The 17,930-nt window shown below is 38.7% G+C and carries 13 protein-coding genes and 3 pseudogenes; 5 read left to right on the top strand and 11 right to left on the bottom strand.

Annotated features, from left to right (window positions below; all coding sequences use genetic code 11):
• The first annotated feature begins 23 nt into the window (after nucleotides 1–23).
• The 5 genes and pseudogenes from ACESPU_RS16020 to ACESPU_RS16000 form a co-directional block, all read left to right on the top strand.
• The gene (locus tag ACESPU_RS16020; RefSeq protein ID WP_158532340.1) at nucleotides 24–608 is read left to right on the top strand and encodes a BfmA/BtgA family mobilization protein; all 585 of its coding nucleotides are present in this window, start codon (nucleotides 24–26) and stop codon (nucleotides 606–608) included.
• Between the two features lie 4 nt (nucleotides 609–612).
• Complete coding sequence (locus ACESPU_RS16015) at nucleotides 613–1,581, top strand: DUF5712 family protein (RefSeq protein WP_158532341.1); 969 nt, start codon at nucleotides 613–615, stop codon at nucleotides 1,579–1,581.
• 287 nt (nucleotides 1,582–1,868) lie between these two features.
• Nucleotides 1,869–4,697, top strand: coding sequence for a class I SAM-dependent DNA methyltransferase (locus ACESPU_RS16010; protein WP_192922572.1), 2,829 nt, complete (start codon nucleotides 1,869–1,871; stop codon nucleotides 4,695–4,697).
• Between the two features lie 3 nt (nucleotides 4,698–4,700).
• Nucleotides 4,701–5,321: a hypothetical protein gene (locus ACESPU_RS16005; RefSeq protein ID WP_158532343.1), complete on the top strand. Its 621-nt coding sequence runs from the start codon at nucleotides 4,701–4,703 to the stop codon at nucleotides 5,319–5,321.
• Nucleotides 5,322–5,775: 454 nt separating this feature from the next.
• A pseudogene (locus tag ACESPU_RS16000) lies at nucleotides 5,776–5,990 on the top strand (site-specific integrase); the annotation flags it as partial.
• A gap of 153 nt (nucleotides 5,991–6,143) precedes the next feature.
• On the opposite strand, the pseudogene ACESPU_RS15995 reads toward ACESPU_RS16000, so the two are convergent.
• The 11 genes and pseudogenes from ACESPU_RS15995 to ACESPU_RS15945 all read right to left on the bottom strand — a co-directional run.
• Nucleotides 6,144–6,587, bottom strand: a pseudogene (locus ACESPU_RS15995) (ATP-binding protein); the annotation flags it as partial.
• A 328-nt stretch (nucleotides 6,588–6,915) separates the two neighbouring features.
• Nucleotides 6,916–8,262 carry an aspartate kinase gene (locus tag ACESPU_RS15990; protein ID WP_057327956.1) on the bottom strand — a complete coding sequence of 449 codons (1,347 nt, stop codon included), beginning with the start codon at nucleotides 8,260–8,262 and terminating at the stop codon, nucleotides 6,916–6,918.
• A 28-nt stretch (nucleotides 8,263–8,290) separates the two neighbouring features.
• Nucleotides 8,291–10,009, bottom strand: coding sequence for an ATP-binding protein (locus ACESPU_RS15985; RefSeq protein WP_158532344.1), 1,719 nt, complete (start codon nucleotides 10,007–10,009; stop codon nucleotides 8,291–8,293).
• Nucleotides 10,010–10,019: 10 nt separating this feature from the next.
• Entirely contained in the window at nucleotides 10,020–11,141 is a 1,122-nt protein-coding gene (locus ACESPU_RS15980; RefSeq protein ID WP_005868607.1) for a sensor protein KdpD, read from the bottom strand.
• Nucleotides 11,142–11,154: 13 nt separating this feature from the next.
• On the bottom strand, nucleotides 11,155–11,925 hold the full coding sequence (locus ACESPU_RS15975; RefSeq protein ID WP_005868608.1) for a hypothetical protein: 771 nt from the start codon (nucleotides 11,923–11,925) through the stop codon (nucleotides 11,155–11,157).
• Between the two features lie 32 nt (nucleotides 11,926–11,957).
• Nucleotides 11,958–12,539 (bottom strand): K(+)-transporting ATPase subunit C, encoded by a 582-nt coding sequence (locus tag ACESPU_RS15970; RefSeq protein WP_373133506.1) that lies wholly within the window; start codon nucleotides 12,537–12,539, stop codon nucleotides 11,958–11,960.
• 80 nt (nucleotides 12,540–12,619) lie between these two features.
• Nucleotides 12,620–14,659, bottom strand: a complete 2,040-nt coding sequence (kdpB, locus tag ACESPU_RS15965; RefSeq protein WP_005868612.1) for a potassium-transporting ATPase subunit KdpB — start codon at nucleotides 14,657–14,659, stop codon at nucleotides 12,620–12,622.
• Between the two features lie 16 nt (nucleotides 14,660–14,675).
• Nucleotides 14,676–16,385 carry a potassium-transporting ATPase subunit KdpA gene (gene kdpA / locus ACESPU_RS15960; RefSeq protein WP_057326909.1) on the bottom strand — a complete coding sequence of 570 codons (1,710 nt, stop codon included), beginning with the start codon at nucleotides 16,383–16,385 and terminating at the stop codon, nucleotides 14,676–14,678.
• A 26-nt stretch (nucleotides 16,386–16,411) separates the two neighbouring features.
• The gene (locus ACESPU_RS15955; protein ID WP_080504992.1) at nucleotides 16,412–16,492 is read right to left on the bottom strand and encodes a potassium-transporting ATPase subunit F; all 81 of its coding nucleotides are present in this window, start codon (nucleotides 16,490–16,492) and stop codon (nucleotides 16,412–16,414) included.
• A gap of 373 nt (nucleotides 16,493–16,865) precedes the next feature.
• Nucleotides 16,866–16,997: pseudogene (locus ACESPU_RS15950) on the bottom strand (helix-turn-helix domain-containing protein); the annotation flags it as partial.
• A 92-nt stretch (nucleotides 16,998–17,089) separates the two neighbouring features.
• Nucleotides 17,090–17,563 (bottom strand): hypothetical protein, encoded by a 474-nt coding sequence (locus ACESPU_RS15945; protein ID WP_005868619.1) that lies wholly within the window; start codon nucleotides 17,561–17,563, stop codon nucleotides 17,090–17,092.
• Between the last annotated feature and the right edge of the window lie 367 nt (nucleotides 17,564–17,930).

Below are 17,930 nucleotides of genomic sequence, written 5' to 3'. Positions count from 1 at the left end.
ATTTCTATAAAAAAGTAATTACCATGCCAAACAGTAGTCGGAAAACTATTTTTACCACCGTTTCCATCGACAGAGAAACGGCAACTTTGGTAGAGAAGATATGCAAACGCTATTCACTGAAAAAGAGTGAAGTTGTAAAGTTGGCGTTCGGGTATATAGATAAGGCACATATCAACCCATCCGAAGCACCTGAATCCGTAAAATCGGAACTGGCGAAAATAAATAAGAGGCAAGATGATATTATCCGCTTCATCCGTCACTATGAAGAAGAACAACTGAATCCTATGATACGGGTAACAAATTCTATTGCTTTGCGATTCGAGGCTATCGGCAAAACTTTGGAAACTCTTATTCTCTCTCAATTGGAAATCAGTCAGGAGAGACAAACAGCCGTGCTGAAAAAGTTAAGCGAACAGTTCGGCAATCATGCCGATGTGATAAATAGTCAGTCCAAACAGATTAACGCACTTTACCAGATACACCAACGGGATTATAAAAAGTTGTTTCACCTAATACAACTCTATTCGGAACTTTCTGCTTGTGGGGTGATGGATAGCAAAAGGAAAGAGAACCTGAAAGCAGAAATCAGCAATTTGATAAACACATAAGATTATGCATATAGACTTTGCTCCACCATCAAACAGAACATATAATAATTCCGGTAGTAGCCGACAGCTAGCTAATTATTTGGAGCATGAAGATTTAGAACGAATAGAAAAGGGTATCTATACCGAAGGCTTTTTCAATCTGACGGATGATAATATCCACAAATCAAAGGTTATAAAAGATATAGATACCAATATCGGGCAATTATTGAAAACAGATGCTAAGTTTTTCGCTATCCATGTTAGCCCATCGGAAAATGAACTTCGGGCAATGGGGAACACCGAACAGGAGAAAGCCGAAGCCATGAAACGCTATATTCGGGAAGTGTTTATTCCTGAATATGCCAAGAACTTCAACAAAGGGCTATCCGAAGCAGATATAAAGTTTTACGGGAAAATTCATTTTGACCGTAGCCGTTCAGATAATGAACAGAATATGCACTGCCATTTGATAGTGAGCCGGAAAGATCAAACAGGTAAGAAAAAACTATCTCCTCTTACTAACCACAAGAACACCAAGAACGGAGTAATAAAAGGTGGCTTCGACCGTGTGAACCTGTTCCTACAAGTAGAGCTAGGATTTGATTGGCTATTCAGTTATAATCGCCAGCAGACAGAATCATTCAACCACCGTAACGTGATGAAGAATAATTCTATATCCGAACAACTTAAACTACAGGAACAAAATTTTCAACCCAGTGAAAGAAAAAAAGAAATCAATCAAGATGACAATCGAGAAAACTTTCTTTCTTCCAATCTTGAAAATAAGAAAGCTAATCATCAGACTTTCAATACAAATACCTATATTACTACCAAACAAGAAAACAATACTTCAGCCAATCCATCTTTCAATCAAAATAATAATCAAACATCCGCTTCATCTATTTCTTTTATATCTTCAGAAATAGGTTTTCCTATCGATGATGAAAGACAAAAACTAAAACCAAAGCGGAAAAAGAAAAAACGTAGACTGTAATCATTTCTACATAAATAATAGCATTTTAATTCAAAAAATCTCATACTCCACTTTGTGTTATTCTTGTAATACGCTAATAATCAGCAGTATTATTTATTATTTCATTCATTCATTGGATAGAAAACCAAAAATCACTATCTTTGTTTCCATAGAAAGTCAATATTATAACATTAGATATGAATTCAAAGGACAGTTCAATATTTCAAGTTTTGAATCTATCTGAATACCAACAAAATCTGTATTCAGTGAAGTCCTCATATACAGACGAGCAGTTAGAATTTTACAAGATGCAAGCTAAAATTGTAAGTGCGAACTATTTCTATTGCTTCAATAGTATTATTGAAAATCAGCCTATTCCATATATATATGTATACGACCAACGATCATCTTACAAAGAACAAGAAATTGATCTTGTTAAAATAAACAAACAGCTATGGACTCTAGGAGAAATAGCACTTGCTCTCATTGTTTATGATGATGGATTCAAAATAATAGACACAAGAAATCCAATAAAGAGTGTATCTGAGCCTTCTTTTTTAGATGGCATATCACAAGCGATAAAAAGAATCGATTCAACTTTAAAGAATAGAATATTTGAAGGACAGATTTTAGAAGAATCACCTGCTAATTATATTAGTGTATCACCGTATCAAAAACTATTAGACCACATTGAAAAGAGAATACTAAAAAAGAGTAAAAAAATAAATTGTAAACCAGAACTATTAAAGAAACTTTTAGTCAAATTTATACTAATCAAGTATCTTGAAGAACAAACAGATAATAACGGAAATAGTGTATTTGAAGACTGCTTTTTTGATAAATTTATCACCAAAGATAGAAACAACAATACTATATTTAATAATTATACATTTTGTGATGTTCTAAGAGGTAATAATATAATAGGACTGCTATCATTCCTCAATTCTAAGTTTAACGGAGGGATATTTAAAATTAGCGAACAGGAAGAAAGAGAGTTACAAGCGGCAGACTTTAGCATTGTCGCCGATGCACTTGATGGGAATAAAGATATTGATGGGCAAATGTCCATATGGCGCTATTACGATTTCAACCTTCTTCCTATTGAATTTATTAGCCGTTTATATGAACGCTTTGTAACTTCTGTCACAGGAAAGCAAAAAAGCACTGGGGCTTATTACACACCACCACATCTTGCAAGACTTCTTATAGATGAATTATTACCTTTCAATAAATCGATCAATTTTGAAAATTTTAAGATTTTAGATCCATCATGTGGCTCAGGGATATTTCTTGTTTTAGCATACAAAAGACTGATAACTTTATGGATGTTAAAAAAGCACAAACAACTTATTGAGGGAGAGGAAGCTATTAATGATATAAAAAAAATCCTACTTAACTGCATCTATGGAGTAGACATAAATGAAGATGCATTATCTATTACAGCAACTTCGTTGCAAATAGAACTTTGTAGTCATATACGACCAAAAGAAATTTGGGACAAATTAACTTTCGACAATTTAGAGGAACATGGAAATCTTACAAATCTAGGTTTTTTTAAATGGTATAAATCCGTATCTTTCAAATTCGATGTTATAGCGGGAAATCCGCCATTCAACATTTCAAAGGAAGAACAGGAAAATAATATAAGAATAGAAAAAGATGATGATTTTTCAAAAGAAAAATACAAAGATTATAGAGGAAAACTGCAAGCTTTCCCTTATAATAATCCAGCATTAATATTTTTGTATAGATGCCTAACTGAGCTTTTAAAGAATGATGATAGCACTTTATTTATGGTTATGCCTTCGTCATCATTTTTATACATGCCTTCATCTGCTGAATATAGGAAAAGTCTTGTTTACTTTTGGAATATAGAACGAATATATGATTTTACTCCATTAATCAATCATTTATGGGGCAAAAAGAAGGTGGCGACTATAGCAGTTAAAATATCAAATAAATATTTTAACTCATCAAAACCAATAGAGCATATTATCGTTCGCAATTCATCAGCAAATGAGAAGGGAGCGATACGTTTTCAGATTGATAAATACGACAGATTTTATGTACCTATTGATTTTGTATATACCAAAGATTATATATGGAAAATTAATTTATTAGGAGGAGGATATTTAAGAATTTATTTTGAGAAATATCAAAACGGATTCATGCATATTGAAGATTTCATAAAATCTAACAAATGGAAAAAATCTAATGGCTCAAGAGAAGATAATTCGTCTGATAAACAGATCGATATGTATGAAAAAAAAATCCTTGATTCCGATCTTTTCATTTCAGATAAGATTACTAGAAATATGATTTTTGTAGAAAAAGAGCATATTTTTAGAAGACCTATACCTGATGAAGTTTTAAATGCTCCTAATATACTAATTAGGCTAAACATTAATCATCAGATACCAATTTCTTACAATACTCAGTACAATGTACACTTTCGTCCAGGAGTCTTAGGCTTAAAGGGTGATAATAATTTGTTAATGCAAAAATTTGTATCCGCTTTTGTTGCGAATAGAAATTTATATATGTTATTAATAAAAGCAAGTTCCCCTAAAATTTTTATACAACAAAGTAATAGCTATACTATTGATGGTAACGATATATTAAGTCTTCCTATAAACATAGATAATGAAGGATATCCTATCCCATTTAAGCAAATGGATGGAATTGAGAAATCTGTTATAGAAGATACATTATTGTTGTCTGACAATCTAAACAATTCATCATCAGTTATTTTCAATAAAATCAATCCCAATTTATTATCTAATTATTGTGATGCTTTTTGTGAAATACTTAACTTAACATATGAAGATGGAGAGTACAAATTTCGGGCTATACGACAGATAATTAATGACGATTATGTATGGACAACATTTGAACATACCAATAACAAGAAAGAAATAGAGAGTATACTTACAAATTCAAACAAAATAGAATTTGATAAAATTTTCTACGATGAAATTTTCAATAATGCACTGACAATAAATAGAATTATAGTATACTATGGAAAAAATAATCAGATAAGTTTGATTAAGCCAAATAAGACTAAATATTGGATGCAAACCATAGCGTATCGAGATGCGGAAAATGCTAAAAGTGACATGTTTAAAAACGGATATTAAATTATGCAATTTGACTATATAGACCATTCTCATAAATATATAGATGATATTCTTTATATAATTAGACTAGGGCTAAAACAGAGGAGTAGTGTACTTAATCGAAAAACACGAGAAGGCATAAACACCCAATCATTAGTTGATGCTTTTAATGTTATTGGCTTAACAAACACTGTGCGTAAAGTAAAAATTGGTGTACAAAAAGAGCATGAACGAGAAGATGGCAAAGGAAAAGAGGATATATACTTCTATTTGAATGACGACAAATATACACGCATATTCTACGCCGAAGCAAAGCGACTTCCAATGCCTCGCTATAAAAACAAAGAAGAATACGTAACAGGAAATAGTACAACTAACAACGCGTCTGGAGGAATACAACGTTATAAATTAGGATTCCACGGTGATGAACATCTGAACAATAATGGAATGTTTGCATATATTGAGAATAAATCGATTGAAGAATGGCTTAAAATCATCAACGATAAAATATTGAATGAATATCCTAATGATTCACCATTGATTTTAACCAATAAAATAAATGAATATACCTCCACCCATACATATGAAAACCATGAAGGATATTTTACAATGTATCATTTCTGGATTGACTTAACAAGAAATTGATTACAGAATAGCTTATAAAAAACGTGTTGTATTTTGGTTAAATAGAATATTTTTCTCACATTTGCACAAGCGATCGTTCTTATAGCGAGCAAAACGATAAAACATAATCGTGTGCTAAATCATGTGGATTTCCAATTGAAAGAAACTATAAAACGGTGATAATCAACAGAGAGAAGATAATAGTTCTCTTGCTGGTGGCACCACTTTTAAGAAAAGAAAAACGATGTAAATCCCTGAATTTCAAAGAAATTCAGGGATTTTTCATTTCCAAGAATAAGCAAAATAAGTGGGACTAAAGCAAACTATACATCCTTATTCGGGGGATAGTTTTAGAAAGCCTAAAATGTTACACAGCACAAGTGCTACTTCGTTTTTTTACAGCACATTGATCTATTTTACATAACCGGGTTCTCGGTTCGATTTCCTAACTTTGTATCATTAAAAATTGAGCTGTATGGAAAGAGAAATATTCAGCGTGTTGTTCTTCATTAAGCGTAGTAAAACGTTAAAAACGGGAAAGTACCTCTGCGTGTGAAATTCTATCAGATTTACCAAGACTTGGAATTGGAGGAAAAGATTGTCTCCGCACGTGCCATAGTAAACCGCTATCAGGGAAAGGACGAAACTTTCAAAACATTATATAATGTGTTCAAGGAGTATAACGACAACTTGGAAACTCGAATGAAACAGATCCCCAATATCCAACTTAAATTGACCCCCGATTTATTTTTCCTAAAATACAAAAAAAACATCATATAATCAGTTCATTAGCTTTCGATTTGTGCTGGGTTTGTAATTTTTATTTACTGCCAATATAGTCATTCATTTCTTCCCGCAAATTTTGCGTAAGGACTCTCCGTGCAGCTCAATTCTTGCGGCTTGGTGAGTTATTCTGTACATGACTGCGCCGGCTATTGTCTCCTTGCCGATGACATCATACTTGTCTTTGACCGGCAATTGTGATGCAATCAGTGTTGATTTCTTACCATATCGGTCTTCGATGATGTCCATCAGATGCATTCTGCTTCCGTTGTCCAACGGCTGCAAGCCGAAATCATCCTGTATAAGCATATCCGTCCTTTCTATCTTTTTCAGCTCCTACAGGATGCTACCTTTTACCTTGGTGGCCTTCAACTGCCCTAAAAGTCTGGAAGTATTGGCATACAGCACTTTCAATCCTTTCTGGCAGACTCTGTATCCCAAGGCTGTGGCAATGTAGCTCTTTCCTGTACCGGAGCTTCCCATGACAAACAAGTCGCACACCTCCTTGACAAAACTTGTTCATGCTGATTGATTTATTGGGAATACTATCTGTTTTGTCTATTTAATAGATTAATGTAGAATTATGAACTGATTCTGTAACTCTTTTAATGTTTTTTTGGTGGGGCAATTTAAATTGGATTTTGGGGAACTCTTTAGATAGGACAATGGGGGGACAGTTTATACCAAATTTTCCACCTGTCAATACACAGAAGAATTTTCATTGTTTATTACCGAAAAATAGAAGCAGTCTCTACAAAAAAAGACTGCTTCTGCTTCATTTCTAAAACAAATCAAAAAACAAATATGCTCAACTATTAATCTTAATTTTCTTTTAAGAAACGGATGATAACACAGGTTTGTCTGATACGGAAAACAAGTGTTCACTAAGCGCCTTCAAAGCATGCACTTTATCTTCCGCTTTCATCACCAACGATACATTACTACTACTTCCGCCGTATGAAATCATCCGTACGGGAATATCTTTCAATGCATTGATGATGCGTGCCTCAAAACCGACATTTTGCCATTCTAGGTCACCAACAACACAAACAATCACCATATTCTTTTCGACTGTAATCGTTGCGTATTTCCGTAATACACCCACAATCTCGTCTATATGCTTGTCATCATCAATCGTTACGGAAACCCCGATATCGGAAGTGGTCACCATGTCCACCGGCGTATTGTAATTATAGAACGTATCAAACACGATGCTCAGAAAATGAGGTGTCGGTATCGTATGGAGCGACTTGATCTTGACATACGTGATGTTGTCTTTGGCGGCAACAGCTTTGATCGCACCCTTTTCCGCCGTATTCGAGATCAATGTACCCGACGCATTTGGCTGCAATGCGTTCAAGAGGCGTACCGGTATGTTCTTTTCCTTGGCAGGCAGGATGCAAGTCGGATGTAGTATCTTGGCACCGAAATGTGCCAACTTAGCGGCTTCGTCGAAGTTCAACTGCCTAACAGGAGCGGTGTCATTGACAAACCGTGGATCGTTGTTGTGCATCCCGTCAATATCCGTCCATATCTGTATCTCTTCTGCTTGGATAGCCGCTCCAATTAGAGAGGCGGTGTAATCGCTTCCTCCTCTTTCCAAGTTGTCAATGCTGCCGTAAGCATTCCGGCAGATGAAACCTTGCGTAATATATATTTCTGCCTCTTTGTTTTGCTCCAAAAGTGTATTTAGGTGTTTAGCGATATATTCCATGTCCGGTTCATTGTCCATTGTAATTCGCATGAAGTTCAACGCAGGCAATAAAACTACCTTCACTCCTTGTTCTTCCAGATAGCAGGTCATCAGAAAGGTTGATATTAGCTCACCCTGCGCCAAGATTTCCTTTTCATCGAACATGCTGAAAGGCATATTAGAGAAAGACCAGACATGTTGAGACCGTTCAAGCATGTATTGCATGGCCCTTTCTTTGTAGGTATCGCTTTGGTATAATTCTTCTATATGATTGACATAAGCTTGTTCCAAAGCAGAAAGGATCGCATTGGCTTTTCCCGGATCTTTCTTATGGAAACACTCAGATATCTCCACTAAAGAGTTTGTTGTCCCTGCCATGGCAGAGAGTACTACTATTTTCTGTTCCTGATCGCAAATGATTGATGCGACATTCTTGATCCGCTGGGCAGAACCGACTGAAGTACCACCAAATTTTAATACTTTCATTAGACTATCTGATTTTTGATTTTACTTTTTATACATTGAATCTGATCACGAACGTGCTACCTTTACCGACTTCGCTTTCGATACGGATCGTACCACCATGAGCTTCCACAAAGTCCTTGCTGATGGCAAGTCCCAAACCGCTACCTTGTACTTTTGTTCCCGGCACACGGAAATAGTGGTCGAAAATACTTTCGTGGTAACGCAAGTCAATGCCCTTTCCGAAGTCCTTGACATAGATCTCGACGGCTTTGTCGATCTGTCGTGCACCGATGATAATCCGTCCGTTCTCCGACGAATAACGGATGGCGTTCGATAACAGGTTGGTCACAACCCAAGCAATTTTCTCGCTGTCGACAAACAATTTGGTGATCTTTTCAGGATACTCCACTTCGATCTGACAGTTAAAACGCTCGGCCTGTACCCGGTTCGCCTTGATGGCATAGTCGATCAGTTCGATCGGTTTGGTAATCTTCGGATTCAGGTAGAGCTTACCGCTTTCTACCTGTGACATCTTCAACAATTCGCCAGTGATCTCCAACAAACGGTCGCTATTTTCCTTTATGTTCTTGGAAAGGCTCTCCTGTTCTGTATTCAGTTTTCCGATCCGATTGTCTTCCAGCAGTTCCAAGCTCATCATGATAGCCGATATCGGTGTCTTCAGTTCATGAGAGATCGTTGAAATAAAAGTTGTCTTTGCAATATCTTTTTCTTTAAATTCGGTCACGTTCTTCAACAGGATCACATCCCCGACATACTTACCCTCCAGTCCAGTCTGCCTGTTAACGTTGATCGGGATGTATTTTACTTGAAAATAGCTTTCCTTGTTGTCCGCATAGATTTTCAACGGATCCTTATTGTCATCGGGATGTACCAACTGGCGGATCAAACGGCGCAGCAGATCATTTTTTAACGCCACTTCGGGAGCCGGTTTGTCGATAATGTTTTCCCGTGTCAAATTCAAAACAGTCAAAGCCTCGTCATTGACAAACAAAATCTTCCGTTCCTTACTCAAGCCTATGATAGGTTCTGCAATGCTGTTGATAATTGTTTCTATATATTTTTTCCCTTGCAGGATATCTTCCAGCGAACTGTTCCTGTATTCGGCCAAGCGCTCGGCCATCTCGTTGAACAACGTGGCTATTTCCTTAAACTCCGGTTCATTACCCAAATTGAGCCGTTTGCTGTAATTGGCATTGGTGATTTCCTTGATGCCATCCGTCAATTTCCGGATCTGTACGCTGACCGAGCGTGGCAGGCGAGCCAGAAAGAGGAAGGCGATCACGATACAAGCAATCCCTACCGTCCAGATCCAAAAGAGAGACCTTTCCGCCGTATGGACAGCCACTTCATTCTTTTCATAAATGGCTGACATATTGACTGCCATAATGGTATAAATCGTCTGGCGTATCTGCCGAATCGATTCATCATCCATGTCATCCAACGCCTTTTCACAGTTCGAACTTAATCGGTTGGTCAGTATGTCTTCATCCTTCTCTGTCAGATTTTTTTTCTGAGCTTCCAACCCGGCCTCAAACTCTTTTCGGGCATTCGGATTTTCCCGAATGGCATCCAGTGACTCGAGCATCTGACGGGAATAAAGGAGTGAATTATAATTATCCGCTAGGATATTCTGCGTGTCATCCGATACATTATGAATGTTTTTTATAGCCAATCCACCTAATAAAGTGATCAGGACAAATAAAAGTCCTATCCCATAAGTCAACTTTGTTTTTATATTCATATTCATGGAAGGATTTTTATGCTAATATTATTAAATCAATGCCTAATTGAGCCAACTCTTCTAACATGTTCCGATAGTGAACCATCGCAAGGATAGCGGAAGGATATTTTAAAGCTGGTCGTCCGATACATAGCGTACTGATTTGCTTTTCTTTACAAACCTGTACGATCGCATCCGTTATATGTGGGGATTGCACTTGAATGATTTCTCCTCCAAGTTCCGTTGCCAACTTGAAATGGTTAAGCAAATGCCTTTGACTTGCCAACGGAATCCTGTCGGAACTTTCTCTTGGGGTTTGTACATACAGTACAAAAAACTTGGAATTATATCGGGTTGCCAACCGTGCGACTTTCCGTATGATCTTACGGGGAGTTTTCTCATTACTGCTGATGCAGGCCATAAACCTTTCGTGGCGTACGCCGAGATTCTCTGGAATGGTATTCTCCACTTTTTTTTCTACCCGCAAAGCTACCTCTTTCAATGCCAACTCCCTAAGCTGAAGAATATGTTCAGCCTTAAAGAAATTATTTAATGCTGTTTGTATCTTATCGGGTTTGTATATTTTTCCGGCTTTTAACCGAGCCAGCAATTCGTCAGCGGTAAGGTCTATGTTGACCACTTCATCAGCCTGCTCCAGTACGATATCAGGAATACGTTCCTTGACCTCAATGCCAACCACGTCCTGCACCATCTCGTTAAGTCCTTCTATATGCTGAATATTGACCGCCGTGATCACACTGATACCGGCATCCAGTATATCCATGACATCCTGCCAACGCTTTTCGTTCTTACTGCCTTCGACATTGGTATGAGCCAATTCGTCAACGATGACAACTTCAGGATGGATACTGAGAATCGACTGCAAGTCCATCTCTTCGATCTCTTTTCCTTTATAAAATATCTTGCGGCGGGGGATGATAGGCAATCCTTCCACCAATGCCTCCGTCTCGACTCTCCCATGTGTTTCTATATAACCGATCTTGACATCGATACCGCTTTCCAGTAATTGGTGGGCATCTGATAGCATCCGATACGATTTACCTACACCGGCAATCATGCCGATGTAGATTTTAAAATTGCCACGACGAGACTTTTTCAACAAATCTAAAAAATGTTGTACACTTTGTTCTCGGTCCATGCGTATTATTATATCAAGGTCTTAAAGAAATTCCCAAGACAAGATGGGCATCCTCCATACGAGGGTTCCAAATTGCCTGTGTAAAAATAGGTAATGAGAAAGAATCCGTGATTTTGATATCTTTCGTTGCTTTCAATGCAACATTCGTTACTGCAAATCCACTATTTACATCACCTCCATACGTAGTTATTCCCGCATCATACGGAAGAACACCACAAGTTGCATTCAGATCGACGCCCTTCACTGTGAATGGAAAATTCAACTCCACATAAGAAGAATAGTTTTGGTTTCCATTTTCATCTTTGTCTTGACCGGCAAACATGAAATTCCAAGTGATAGACAAAGGTAACTTCTCAATAGGCAAAGTGTAAGCCAAACCTGCTTCAAAATGGTGATCTGTTTCATGGCTTTTGAAGTTAAAATAACGGCAAGAGCCTTGCCCTGCCCACCATAAGCTAGCGACAGACAATGTAGGACCAGCTGATCCGAATGTATACGCTGCCGTTAAATCTATCTCTTTAGCCGCAGGCATAGATGTAGAGTTTGCTCCCTGAAAATCGGTAGATCCCCAGGCTGTCAAAGAGAAATTACCTACCCCCAGTGATAGTGTCGGCTGGAAGCTAGCACCAGTTTGGTAGAAACCACGCCAAATATAGGAACTTACCAAATCTCCCTGTACAGAAAAACTTACTTTACCATCCTCTTCCTGTGCATTAGCCAACGTAGAAGATGCCATTGAGAATACAACTGCCAAGGCTGCTACTTTTTTTACGAATGATTTCATAACCTAAATCTAATTGACTTATTAAAAATTTGTTATTTGTTATTTGATGCTTGATCAAGCGCAACATTTAATTTCAATACATTTACTTTCTCCGTTCCGAACATACCCAATAACGGTTTCTCAACATGAGAATTGACGATACCCATTACCTTTTCTTCCGACCATCCACGAGCGTCCGCTACACGTTTGGCCTGTGCATAAGCGGCTTTCGGTGAGATATGGGGATCCAAACCGGAACTGCTGGCCGTGATGATTTCAGCCGGAACTTTTTCACGGGTTAGGTAAGGATGATGATCCAAGAATGTATCAATACGTTCTTCCAACAAAGCTAAATGTTCTTCATTGGAAGGTCCCTTGTTACTACCTGCCGAACTGGATGCATCGTAACCGTCACCAGCATGGGAAGGACGTCCCCAGAAATAAATATCTTGCGTGAAATTCTGACCAACATTGGCAGCCCCCACTACTTTTCCATTCAATGTAACCAGTTCGGCATTACCCTTATTCGGTCCTGCCACTTGGGCAAACAACCACAAAACGAAGATGTAGAAAACACTGAAGAACAAACAAAATGCAATTGTCAGTCTTAATGATTTAAAAAGATTTGATATCATAATGAATTATTGTTTTATTTTCTTAACCTTCCTCCTATCTTCATACAGAGGGAGGAAGGTTTTTAATATTGATTTTACTTTTACATGAATAAACTTACAATCATATCTATCAACTTGATACCAATGAACGGGGCAATTACACCGCCCAAACCGTAGATCAGCAAGTTGCGACGAAGCAATGCGGAAGCACCGATCGGTTTATAAGCCACACCACGTAATGCCAGAGGGATCAGAATCGGGATGATGATCGCATTAAAGATGATCGCACTCAGGATCGCTGATTCCGGACTGTGCAGGTGCATGATGTTCATCGGGGCCAATGCCGGGATCGTAACCATGAACAGAGCTGGTACGATAGCGAAATACTTGGCCACGTCGTTAGCGATACTGAAAGTAGTCAGCGTACCGCGAGTCATCAGCAACTGTTTACCGATTTCGACAATCTCGATCAGTTTCGTTGGGTCGTTGTCCAAATCAACCATATTACCAGCTTCCTTGGCAGCCTGCGTACCACTGTTCATTGCGACACCAACGTTTGCCTGAGCCAAGGCCGGGGCATCGTTCGTACCGTCCCCCATCATGGCGACCAGCTTACCGTTTTCCTGTTCCTTACGGATATAGTTCATCTTGTCTTCCGGTTTGGCTTCGGCGATATAATCGTCTACACCGGCTTTTTCAGCGATATATTTTGCGGTCAACGGGTTATCACCGGTTACCATTACCGTCTTCACACCCATCTTACGCAAACGTTCAAAACGTTCTTGGATACCCGGTTTGATGATATCCTGTAACTCGATCACACCAATGATGAAATCATCCTGTGAAACAACCAGCGGAGTACCGCCGTTACTCGTGATCTTCTGAACCAAATCGGCCACTTCTTTCGGATATTTGTTGCCGGCAGCCTCACTCATCTTACGAATAGCATCAAAAGCTCCTTTACGGATGCGAGTACCGTTTGCCAAATCCACCCCTGAACATTTAGTTTCTGCCGTAAACTTGATCATCTTTGATCCGGATGTATTCAGATCATGTACACGTACACCTTTTTCACGTCCCAGTTCCACGATTGACTTACCTTCGGGTGTATCGTCAGAAAGAGAGGACAGTAGACAAGCTTGTACAAAAGAGTGTTCGTCAATGCCGGATACCGGATAGAATTGGGTTGCTTTACGGTTACCGATCGTGATCGTACCGGTCTTGTCGAGCAGCAAAGTATCAATGTCACCGGCTGTTTCAACCGCCTTACCGGATTTGGTGATTACATTAGCAGACAACGCACGATCCATACCGGCAATGCCGATGGCAGATAACAAACCACCGATCGTAGTCGGGATCAAACAAACGAACAAAGAGATAAAGGCTGCGATCGTAATCGTCGTGTTGGAATAATCAGCAAACGGTTTCAAGGTACCGCAAACAACAACGAATACCAATGTAAAACCTGCCAGCAAGATTGTCAAGGCGATTTCGTTCGGAGTTTTCTGGCGAGAAGCGCCTTCCACCAAGGCGATCATCTTATCCAAGAAACTTTCACCCGGTTCGGTCGTCACTTTCACCTTGATCTGGTCGGACAATACTTTCGTACCGCCTGTTACAGAACTCTTATCTCCACCCGCTTCACGGATCACCGGAGCAGATTCACCTGTGATGGCGCTTTCATCGATAGAAGCCAGACCTTCGATAATTTCACCATCGGAAGGAATCGTGTCGCCGGCTTCACAAATAAAGATGTCGCCTTTCTTCAACTGAGAAGAACTGACCGTTTCGATCTTGTTACCGACACACAATTTGGCAGGAGTTTCTTCCCGGGTCTTACGCAAACTGTCGGCCTGAGCCTTGCCTCGTGCCTCTGCAATCGCCTCTGCGAAGTTGGCGAAAAGCAACGTGGCGAACAATACAATAAACACTAAGATATTGTAACCGAAAGATCCTTGCGTTGTATCACCGGTGGCAGCAGCCCAAATCGTAACAAACAACATGACGAACGTCACCACCTCCACGATAAACATGATCGGGTTACGGAACATCATCCGCGGATTCAACTTAACGAATGATTGCTTCAAACTTTCTATAACGAGCTCCTTTGGAAATAAAGAAGCAGTTTTGTTATTTCTCATCTTCTTAATCTGTCAATTAGTAAATACTAAAATATTCGGCGATCGGGCCTAATGTTTGTGCCGGGAAGAATGACAAGGCAGCAACGATGACGATTACGCAGAATGTCATCACACCGAATGTAACCGTATCAGTCTTTAATGTACCCGCGCTTTCCGGAGTGTACTTCTTGTTTGCCAAAAGACCTGCAATAGCTACCTGTCCGACAATTGGCAAATAACGTGAAATGATCAGTGCCAAACCGCAAGTGTAGTTCCAGAAATAGGTATTGTCGCCTAATCCTTCAAAACCGGAACCGTTGTTAGCAGAAGAAGAAGTATATTCATATAACATTTCACTGAAACCATGGAAACCGGGGTTGTTCAACCAGCCACCCTCGCTCTCTACGAATTCAGGGGCATATACCCATACGTAGGAAGAGATAGCCGTAAAGATCAAAATCACGAACGGGTGAGCCAACGAAACGATCGTCGCAATCTTCATTTCTCGGGCTTCTACCTTTTTACCTAAGAATTCCGGCGTACGTCCGACCATCAAACCGCTGATGAATACAGCTATGATCAAGAATGCATAGTAGTTCATGAAACCTACGCCGACACCACCAAACCATGTATTGATCTGCATGTTCAACATCTCCACCATACCGGAAAGAGGCATTGTGCTGTCGTGCATACCGTTAACGGAACCATTAGAGGTGACGGTCGTAGTCACAGACCACAAAGCGGTTGCGCCCGGACCCAGACGGGTTTCCTTACCTTCCATAGCACCGCAAGACTGGTCAATACCCATCTCGTCGATTTTCGGGTTACCTGCCATCTCATAGTGAACGTTACAGAATACCCCCAAAAGATAAGCAAACAGCATTACACCATAGATCACATAACCTAACTTTTTACGTTTCAGATAAAATCCCAAAGCAAATACCAATGCCATCGGAATGATCAGAATAGACCAGCATTCTACAATATTGGTCAGGTAAGTCGGGTTTTCCAATGGGTGAGAAGAGTTTACTCCGAAGTAACCACCACCATTCGTACCTAACTGTTTAATCGGAACGATTGCAGCTGTAGGGCCTTGTGAAACAGTTTGTTCTGCTCCTTCCAATGTCGGGATTGTCATTTTGGAGTCGAAGCCCATCGGCGTACCTTGTATGATCAGGATGAAACCCACGATCAGAGACATCGGGAAAAGGATACGTGTACAGCTGATCACTAAATAGTGCCAGAAGTTGCCGATTGTTTTAGTTGTTTTGGTAGCCATCGATTTCATAATTCCAGCCATAGCAGCCATACCTGTTGCAGCAGTGATGAACTGGAACAACATGATGACGAACAACTGTGTAAAATAAGTCAAACCGCTTTCTCCGCTATAGTGCTGCAAGTTACAGTTAACCATGAAACTAATACACGTGTTGAACGCCAAATCTGGACTTTGTCCGCTGTTCCCATCAGGATTCAAAGGAAGATATCCTTGCGATACCAACAGGATCATACCCCAGAAGAACCAAAATACGTTTATAATAAGCAGAGATTTCAAGAATGCCTTCCAATCCATCTCTTCATTGGGGTTGATACCCGCCAGTTTGTAAATAAATCTTTCAATTGGAGCCATGAAACGCATGCAGTCGTTTCCATCCTTATACACCTTGGCGATATGCTTTCCCAGCGGGTAACTGATAACCAGCAGCAGCAATATCTGCAATGCTACACCTAAAATTTCTGTATTCATCTTTTCACTTAAAAAAATAATTACCATTAAAACTTTTCGGGCTTAATTAGGACATACATCAAATACCCGAAGATCAATAAGCAAAGTATAAACAGTGCTAAAAACATAATTTAATTCTCCTTTCTTACATTAAATTTTCTCAAACCAGTCCACACACTTGAAGAAAAACCAATAGCATACTACACCGGTAGCACACAAGAACAAAAATGATAACGTATCTTCCATACTTGTCTCTTTTAATTGTTAATACTATTTATTTGTTTTCCGCCCTACTATATGCCAAAGTTGTGCCAAAAAATCGAGTTTATGCACAATATATTGTTTATCAGTTATATAATCAAAAAAATAATATTATTATGTAATATGCTCAATCCTTTTCAAAATGAAAATATCCTTTTCATTTTGAAAAGGTATATAAAAAGGCAAGCTGCCTGTTTTAGGTAACCTACCGGGTATGCAAGAACAAAGTGTTCCACAATATAGTCCATAGGCTTCCATCTTCTTATAAAGTGTGGTTAAGCCTATCCCAAGAAGACGAGCTGCTTCGGGTTTGTATCCGTTGGTATGTTGGAGAACTTTCTGAATGAGGTGCTTTTCAACGCTGATTAGGTCCAATTCAATATTATTCCCCATATTTTCAGATAATTGACATTTCCTTTCCATGGACATCGTATTATGGCTGCCATATATTTTTTATGATCACTTTAAATCTCACCAAAATCTTTAGATATCTGCCCTGCACAGACAGGCTTCCAACAATCGAAATTTCTCTTTTTAGCTAAAATCGTGTTATTGATTATAGGCAATTCGCAACTTTCGCTGATATATAAAATAGCATGTCCCCGAGCTGTTGTTTTCAATTGTTTTCTTAATGTGTTCCAAGCTTCTGTATCAGAAATAAAATATTGCGATGCGGTAGACTCCGTTTCATACACCAGTTTGTATTCATTCAGCACCAATTCATTTTCCTGATTTGTCTTCTTTTGAGGATAGCATAAATAGGCAATTCCTGTCAAAAGGATGATTCCTGTAAAAGTATTCAGCAGATATTTAAAATAATAATCATTTTCGAAGAAATAGAATTCATTGATGTTACCACATATACATACGCTAGCCACAAACAGTAATATTACCGTTATCCGTTGCTTCAAAAATTTCATCCGCATATTCTTTTCCATTTGTATCCTAATTTTTGAAATCAAATCCTTTAAATAAGCCGTGAATAAATTATATCCACGGCTCAAAAAGAAAAAAACAATTCAAATCTTTACATAATGAATGGAGAAAAAGATTTTGGTACACATAAAACAACTTTAATTGCAATAATATATAATATGAAACTTATATCCTTCTATGGGCAACCAAATACTTCTTGCAAGGCCACCATTTTTCAATCCTGTTTTTCAAAATGAAAAAATATCCAAAAACACCAATCCAGCTTGTTACTAGTAACAGAACGATAATCTTGTTTTTGATCCTTTGAGGAACATCTTTTTTTATTAAATTGCTGATTGCCCATACAGAGGCAAGCGAGCCTAATTGATA

The organism is Parabacteroides sp. 20_3 (assembly GCF_964238835.1).
Classification (GTDB): Bacteria; Bacteroidota; Bacteroidia; order Bacteroidales; family Tannerellaceae; genus Parabacteroides; species Parabacteroides distasonis.
This window is presented reverse-complemented; position numbering and strand designations above follow the sequence as displayed.